Below are 7,388 nucleotides of genomic sequence, written 5' to 3'. Positions count from 1 at the left end.
TCCCGCCGGGCGGCTCCGGTCGCGGGGGATCGCCCCGGGTGCGGGCGGGGGCCTGCCGTGCGGGCCCCCGCCCCCCTGTCTCAGCTCTTGGCCAGCAGGGAGCGCAGCACGTACTGCATGATGCCGCCGTGGCGGTAGTAGTCCGCCTCGCCGGGCGTGTCGATGCGCACGACCGCCTGGAACTCCTTGTCCCCGGCCTTCACCGTCACGGTCCGCGGGATGCCGCCGGAGTTGAGCTCCTCGACACCGGTGATGTCGAAGGTCTCCTCACCGGTCAGGCCGAGGGAGTCGGCCGTCTCGCCCTCGGGGAACTGCAGCGGCAGCACGCCCATGCCGATCAGGTTGGAGCGGTGGATGCGCTCGTAGGACTCGGCGATGACCGCGCGCACGCCCAGCAGCGCCGTGCCCTTGGCAGCCCAGTCGCGCGAGGAGCCGGAGCCGTACTCCTTGCCGGCCAGGACGACCAGCGGAACGCCGGCGGCCTGGTAGTTGACCGAGGCGTCGTAGATGAAGCTCTGCGGGCCGCCGTCCTGGGTGAAGTCGCGGGTGTAGCCGCCCTCCACGCCGTCGAGCAGCAGGTTCTTCAGCCGGATGTTGGCGAAGGTGCCGCGGATCATCACCTCGTGGTTGCCGCGGCGGGAGCCGTAGGAGTTGAAGTCCTTGACCTCCACGCCGTTGGCCCGCAGGTACTCCGCGGCGGGGGTGCCGACCTTGATGGAGCCGGCCGGCGAGATGTGGTCGGTGGTGACCGAGTCGCCGAGCTTGGCGAGCACCCGGGCGCCGGCGATGTCCTTGACCGGCTCCGGCTGCGCGGGCATGCCGTCGAAGTAGGGGGCCTTGCGCACGTAGGTCGAGGCCGGGTCCCACTCGAAGGTGTCGCCGGTCGGGATCGGCAGCGACTGCCAGATCTCGTCGCCCTTGAACACGTCGGCGTAGTCGCGCAGGAACATCTCCTGGTCGATGGAGGAGTTGACGACCTCCGCGACCTCCTCCGGCGAGGGCCAGATGTCCTTCAGGTAGACCGGGCCGTCCGCGCCCTCGCCGAGCGGCTCGTTGTTCAGGTCGATGTCCATGGTGCCCGCGAGGGCGTAGGCGACGACCAGCGGCGGCGAGGCCAGGTAGTTCATCTTGACGTCGGGGTTGATCCGGCCCTCGAAGTTGCGGTTGCCGGACAGCACCGCGGTGACCGCCAGGTCGTTCTCCTGGATCGCGGCGGAGATCTCCTCCGGCAGCGGGCCGGAGTTGCCGATGCAGGTGGTGCAGCCGTAGCCGACCAGGTTGAAGCCGATCTTGTCGAGGTACGGCTGCAGCCCGGAGCGCTCGAAGTAGCCGGTGACGACCTGCGAGCCGGGGGCGAGGGAGGTCTTGACCCACGGCTTGCGGGTCAGGCCCTTCTCGACCGCCTTCTTGGCCAGCAGCGCGGCGCCGAGCATGACGTACGGGTTCGAGGTGTTCGTGCAGCTGGTGATGGCCGCGATCGTCACCACGCCGTGGTCGATCTCGAAGCTCGTGCCGTCGGCGAGGGTGACCGGGACCGGCTTGTGCGGGCGCACGCCGTTCGCGCTGGCGTTGGAGGCGGGGGCGTCGGAGGCCGGGAAGCTCTCCTTGCTCGCCTCGTCCACGCCGTCGTCCTCGAAGTCGGTGACGTAGTTGCGCACGTCGCGCCGCCAGGTCTCCTTGGCCGTCGAGAGCGCGATGCGGTCCTGCGGGCGCTTCGGGCCGGCGATCGACGGCACGACGGTGGACAGGTCCAGCTCGATGTACTCGGAGAAGACCGGCTCGGGCGCCGACGGGTCGAGCCAGAGGCCCTGCTCCTTGGCGTAGGCCTCGGCCAGGGCGACCTGCTCGTCGGAGCGGCCGGTGAGGCGCAGGTAGTTGATCGTCTCGCCGTCGATCGGGAAGATCGCGCAGGTGGAGCCGAACTCGGGGCTCATGTTGCCGATGGTGGCACGGTTGGCCAGCGGCACGCTGGAGACGCCCTCGCCGTAGAACTCGACGAACTTGCCGACGACGCCGTGCTTGCGCAGCATCTCGGTGATGGTGAGCACCAGGTCGGTGGCGGTGGCCCCGGCGGGGAGCTTGCCGGTCAGCTTGAAGCCGACCACGCGCGGGATCAGCATGGAGATCGGCTGGCCGAGCATCGCGGCCTCGGCCTCGATGCCGCCGACGCCCCAGCCGAGCACGCCGATGCCGTTCTCCATGGTGGTGTGGGAGTCGGTGCCCACGCAGGTGTCCGGATAGGCCTTCCCGTCACGCGTCATGACGACGCGGGCCAGGTGCTCGATGTTGACCTGGTGCACGATGCCGGTGCCCGGCGGGACGACCTTGAACTCGTCGAAGGCGGTCTGGCCCCAGCGCAGGAACTGGTAGCGCTCGCGGTTGCGCTCGTACTCCCGGTCGACGTTGCGCTGGAACGAGTCCGGCCCGCCGAAGAAGTCGACGATGACGGAGTGGTCGATGACCATCTCCGCCGGGGCGAGCGGGTTGATCCTGGCGGGGTCGCCGCCGAGGTCGCGGACGGCCTCGCGCATGGTGGCCAGGTCCACCACGCAGGGCACGCCGGTGAAGTCCTGCATGATCACGCGGGCCGGCGTGAACTGGATCTCCACGCTCGGCGCGGCGGCCGGGTCCCACTGGCCCAGCGCGCGGATGTGGTCGGCCGTGATGTTGGCGCCGTCCTCGGTGCGGAGCAGGTTCTCCAGCAGGATCTTCAGGCTGTACGGGAGGCGCGCCGACCCCTCGACGGCGTCCAGCCTGTAGATCTCGTATGCCGCGTCACCGACGCGGAGCGTGTCACGGCTGCCGAAGCTGTTCGCGGACACGATTCGCCTCCCTCATCACCATGTCGTCTTGTGCGCCGCAGATCCGGGCGCAACTGAAATCCTGCCGCACCGCGGGAGTGGCCATGTCGGTTAGGTCTGCCTAACCGGCACGTCACCGGCTGGGTTGCAGCGGATGTCTCGACATCAAGATATCGCCAGAGATATCTCGACATCAAGTTACCGACCAGTATGGTCACACGGGGAGGATGCGCCAGTAGACCAGCCCGAGAACGACGACGGAAAGTACCGGGGCGAGAAACTTCTGCTCGAAGGCCCGGCCCGTCTTGATGCCGATCTTCCACGGCAGCAGCCAGCGCTGCTTCATCGGCCACAGCACCGGGCAGCCCTTCTCCGTGCAGCAGTCCCCCACGACGTGCACCAGGCAGCCCATCGCCACCGCCACCCCCAGCCAGGCGTAGCCCACCCCGTCGGAGCGGAACACCAGGAACAGCCCGGCCGTCAGGGCGACGTTCACCATCGCCGAGGCGAACTTCTTGCCCGGCACCCCGATCCCGATCGCCCTCAGGGCAAGGCCGATCAGCAGCACCACCATGATGTCGCGGCCGAGCGGCTGGGCGGCGGCCAGGTAGTGGGCGCCGAACCCGGCGGCGATCGCGAACAGCAGCGAGTGGGTGGCGTTGCGGTGACCGCCGGCCAGCCAGTTGACGCCCTTGCTGAGCACCCAGGTGACCGGCCCGAAGGTCTGCGCGATCGTGGCGCTGGGGTGGTCCAGGTCCGGCAGCATCGCGGCCCCGGCGCAGACCAGGGCTCCCGCGATGAACTCGGCCGGGGTCAGCGCGTTCACCATGACCCCGGTCTCGATGTACCGGGAGGACTCGGTGAGCAGCGGGAGCGCGGCCAGGCTCGGCGCCACGCCCAGCCAGGCGATCGCCCCCGTCAGCGCGTGCGTGTGCCCCATCATCGGTCGACCACCACCATCAAGATCACACTTGGTGAGCGTACGGCATGACCGCCCGGAGCGGCGGACCGATCCATTGTCCCCGGGGTGATCACCGCAGGGGAAGCCGCCGAAAGAGGGCCGCCGGGTGACACGGGGCCGGAAAACGACAGACGGGACCGTTCCGCGCCGAAAGCACCCCCCAGCCCTTCCGGCACGGAACGAATCCCGTCTATGTCATTTGTAACGCCTAGGTCTCAGTGCTTGTTCCGAAATCCGGCGAGAATCTCGTGATCTATCTCACTTTTCCACTGGGTCACCGTTCGGTCACACCGGGTGATCATGCTTCCGGGTCCGGAGACAGTCTTGTCTTCAGAATGTTCTCGATATATCTTTGAATAGTCGAGAGTGATCGAAAAACGATCGCAGACCTTGAGAAGGAGAAGGACCATGACGTACGCGGACGCGATGGGCGGCTGGCAGAGCGCCGACCCGCGTGAGCTCCGCCGCCAGATGAGGCGCGCCGCCCGGCGCGCCTGGCGCGCGATGGCCGAGGGGCCGACCGGGCCCGAGCCCGGCCCCGAGCCCGGCCCCGAGCCCGGCCCCGAGCACGGGCGGCGCGGCGGGCGCGGCGGCGATTACGGGCCGCCCGGGCCGCACCTCCCGCCCACCCCGCCCGGCGCCCCCACCCCGCCCCGGCCGCACCGGGGCGGGTCGCGCGGCCGGCGGGGCGGCGGGCCCTTCGGCGGCGGTTTCCCCCTGGACTGGGGCCAGGGCCCGTGGGGCGGCCGGGGCGGGCCCTTCGGGGGGCGCCCGCCCTTCGGCCGGGGACGCAAGGCCAAGCGGGGCGACGTGCGCGCCGCGATCCTCGCGCTCCTCGCCGAGGAGCCCCGCAACGGCTACCAGATCATCCAGGAGATCGCCCAGCGCAGCCAGGGCGGCTGGAAGCCCAGCCCGGGAGCGGTCTATCCGGCCCTGCAGCAGCTCACCGACGAGGGCCTGGTCCTGGCGGAGGAGAGCGACGGGCGCAAGACCTTCCGGCTCACCGAGGCCGGCCGCGCCTACGTCGCCGAGCACGCGGACGAGACGCGCGCTCCCTGGGAGGAGATGACGCCCGACGTCGACGAGAGCACCTGGGAGCTGGTCGACCTGGCCCGGCAGGCCGGGTTCGCCATGATGCAGATCCTGCAGACCGGGAGCGAGGCACAGATCCGGCAGGCCCGGCAGCAGCTGGTCGAGACGCGGCGCAGGCTCTACCAGATCCTCGCCGACGGCGACCCCGGCGAGGAATGAGCGGGGCGGGGGCCCGGGGGAAGTCGCAGCGGAGTGAGCGGGCCCGGGGAAGCCACAGCGGAGTGGGCGGGTCCGCCGCCCCCCGGCGACCCCGCCGCCCCCGGCGAGCGGCGACCTGACCCGGCGGGCTCACAGCGGCGGCCGGCCGATGGACTCGCGCAGCAGCCGCATCTGCCCGGCGATCCGCTCCAGCGTCCAGTGCGCGTTCAGGCCGCTGGGGTTGGGCAGCACCCACACCGCCGTGCCGCCCACCTGCTCCTCCTGCGGTCCGACCACCGCCTTCGCCCGCCCGAACGCCGTCCGGTAGGCGGTCACCCCCGCCACCGCCAGCACCCGCGGCCGGACCTCGGTGACGAGGCGCGCCAGGCGCAGGCCGCCCGCGCGGAACTCCTCGGCCGACAACTCCGCCGCCTGCGCGGTGGCGCGGGCCACCACATTGGTGATCCCCAGCCCGAAGGAGGGCAGCAGGCCCTGCTCCGCGGGCGCCAGCAGCTGGGGGGTGAGGCCGGAGCGGTGCAGCGCGGGCCAGAAACGGTTGCCCGGCCGGGCGAAATGGTGGCCGGTCGCGGCGGAGTAGAGACCCGGGTTGATGCCGCAGAACAGGATGTCCAGCGAGGATCCGAGCACGTCGTCGATCACCCGGTCCCGCGCCGCCTCGAGTTCGGCTCTCGTGGGAGGCATGATCGGATATCTGACCGCTCCGGGCGCGGGCTAACCCGTCCGGCGGTCCCGCGCGGCGGACGGCCCGGCGGACCCCGCTCCCCGTCGGCGGGCGGGAGGACCGACCCTGCGCCTCAGCCCATCTCCTCGAGCCTGCGTCCCTTGGTCTCCCTCACCTTCACCAGCACGAACACCAGGGAGAGCGCCGCGAAGACCGCGTAACCGACGTAGGCGCCGGCCAGGTTCCACTCCGACAGGGACGGGAACGAGACCGTGATCAGCCAGTTGGCCAGCCACTGCGCGGCCGCGGCCACCGAGAGCGCGGCGGCCCGGATCCGGTTGGGGAACATCTCGCCCAGCAGCACCCAGACGACCACACCCCACGACAGGGCGAAGAACAGCACGAACACGTGCGCGGCGACCAGGGCGACGGAGCCCTGCAGCTCCGGCAGCGTCACGGTCTCCCCGCTCGGCACGCCCGCGCTGAACGCCCAGGCCGCCGTGGCGAGCGCGGCCGCCATGCCCGCCGAGCCGATCACCAGCAGCGGGCGGCGGCCGATCCGGTCGACCAGCGCGATCGCGATGAACGTGCCGACGATGTTGATGATCGAGGTGGAGAAGCTGATCAGCAGCGAGTCGCTCTGGTTGACGCCGACCGACTGCCAGAGCGACGCCGAGTAGTAGAAGATGACATTGATCCCGACGAACTGCTGGAAGACCGAGAGCGTGATGCCGATCCAGACGATCGGCAGCAACCCGAACGCCGAGCCCCGCAGGTCGCGCAATCGGGGCCGATGCTCCAGGCGGAGCGAGCGCTGGATGTCCGCCAGCCGGGCGTCCAGGTCGGCGCCGCCGCCCTCTACCTCGGCCAGCACCCTCCGGGCCCGTTCGTCATGGCCCGCGGCGACGAGGAAGCGCGGCGACTCGGGGATGACCGAGGCGAACAGCAGGTACAGCAGGGCCGGGACCAGGCAGGCGCCGAGCATCCACTGCCATGCCTGGATCCCCAGCAGCTCGTTGTTGACGTCGCCCCCGGCGACCTGTGCGATCGCGTAGTTCACCAGCTGGGAGACCGCGATGCCCAGCACGATCGCGAGCTGCTGGAAGGAGCCCAGGCGGCCCCGGTAGGCGGGCGGCGAGACCTCGGCGATGTAGGCCGGGCCGAGGACCGAGGCCATGCCGATCCCGACGCCGGCCAGCACCCGCCAGCCGGCCAGGTCCCAGACGCCGAACGGCAGCGCTTGGCCGACGGAGCTGACCGCGAACAGGAGCGCGGCCACCTGCATCGTCCGGGTCCGCCCCCAGCGGTCGGCCAGCCCTCCGGCGATCCAGGCGCCGAGCGCCGAGCCGAGCAGTGCGATCGCCACCACGAAGCCGGTCGTGACCGGCCCGACCGCGAAGTGGCGCTGGATGCCGGTGACGGCGCCGTTGATCACGGCACTGTCGTAGCCGAAGAGGAAGCCGCCGATCGCCGCCGCCGCGGTGATGAAGACGACATGTCCGAGGTGTTCCCCGCGCGTGCCCGTAGGTCCGGAGGACGTGGTATCGACCATGACGGTCTCTTCCCTCGTGCGAACTTTAAGTATATATATCCGTTTTATCGCGCCGATCGCGGCCCGGTCGGGACGGATCCGGGGGCCGGGGCGCCGGCCCGGCCCTCACGGCCGGCGGGCCCGCCCGGATCCGGGTGATCGATCGTAGAATCCCCCAGGGGT

At 70.8% G+C, this 7,388-nt stretch carries 5 protein-coding genes; 1 reads left to right on the top strand and 4 read right to left on the bottom strand.

Annotated elements, in window-relative coordinates; genetic code table 11:
- Positions 1-80 precede the first annotated feature (80 nt).
- Positions 81-2,822 carry an aconitate hydratase AcnA gene (gene acnA, locus ACFOWE_RS33145; RefSeq protein ID WP_377294906.1) on the bottom strand — a complete coding sequence of 914 codons (2,742 nt, stop codon included), beginning with the start codon at positions 2,820-2,822 and terminating at the stop codon, positions 81-83.
- 193 nt (positions 2,823-3,015) lie between these two features.
- The gene (locus ACFOWE_RS33140; RefSeq protein WP_377294904.1) at positions 3,016-3,744 is read right to left on the bottom strand and encodes a metal-dependent hydrolase; all 729 of its coding nucleotides are present in this window, start codon (positions 3,742-3,744) and stop codon (positions 3,016-3,018) included.
- A 426-nt stretch (positions 3,745-4,170) separates the two neighbouring features.
- Between ACFOWE_RS33140 and ACFOWE_RS33135 the strand changes: the two genes are divergently transcribed.
- Positions 4,171-5,013 carry a PadR family transcriptional regulator gene (locus ACFOWE_RS33135; protein ID WP_377294902.1) on the top strand — a complete coding sequence of 281 codons (843 nt, stop codon included), beginning with the start codon at positions 4,171-4,173 and terminating at the stop codon, positions 5,011-5,013.
- A 129-nt stretch (positions 5,014-5,142) separates the two neighbouring features.
- Here ACFOWE_RS33135 and mug read toward each other — a convergent pair whose 3' ends face one another.
- The gene (gene mug / locus ACFOWE_RS33130; RefSeq protein WP_377294900.1) at positions 5,143-5,694 is read right to left on the bottom strand and encodes a G/U mismatch-specific DNA glycosylase; all 552 of its coding nucleotides are present in this window, start codon (positions 5,692-5,694) and stop codon (positions 5,143-5,145) included.
- Positions 5,695-5,807: 113 nt separating this feature from the next.
- Positions 5,808-7,226 (bottom strand): sugar porter family MFS transporter, encoded by a 1,419-nt coding sequence (locus tag ACFOWE_RS33125; protein ID WP_377294898.1) that lies wholly within the window; start codon positions 7,224-7,226, stop codon positions 5,808-5,810.
- Positions 7,227-7,388: the final 162 nt, after the last annotated feature.

The organism is Planomonospora corallina (genome assembly GCF_042650625.1).
In the GTDB taxonomy this organism is placed as follows: Bacteria; Actinomycetota; Actinomycetes; order Streptosporangiales; family Streptosporangiaceae; genus Planomonospora_B; species Planomonospora_B corallina.
This window is presented reverse-complemented; position numbering and strand designations above follow the sequence as displayed.

Bases quoted from the DNA above. Each gene is read 5' to 3' on its own strand.
- ACFOWE_RS33140 (WP_377294904.1), bottom strand. From the start codon at position 3,744: ATGATGGGGCACACGCACGCGCTGACGGGGGCGATCGCCTGGCTGGGC.
- ACFOWE_RS33125 (WP_377294898.1), bottom strand. From the start codon at position 7,226: ATGGTCGATACCACGTCCTCCGGACCTACGGGCACGCGCGGGGAACAC.
- ACFOWE_RS33135 (WP_377294902.1), top strand. From the start codon at position 4,171: ATGACGTACGCGGACGCGATGGGCGGCTGGCAGAGCGCCGACCCGCGT.
- mug (WP_377294900.1), bottom strand. From the start codon at position 5,694: ATGCCTCCCACGAGAGCCGAACTCGAGGCGGCGCGGGACCGGGTGATC.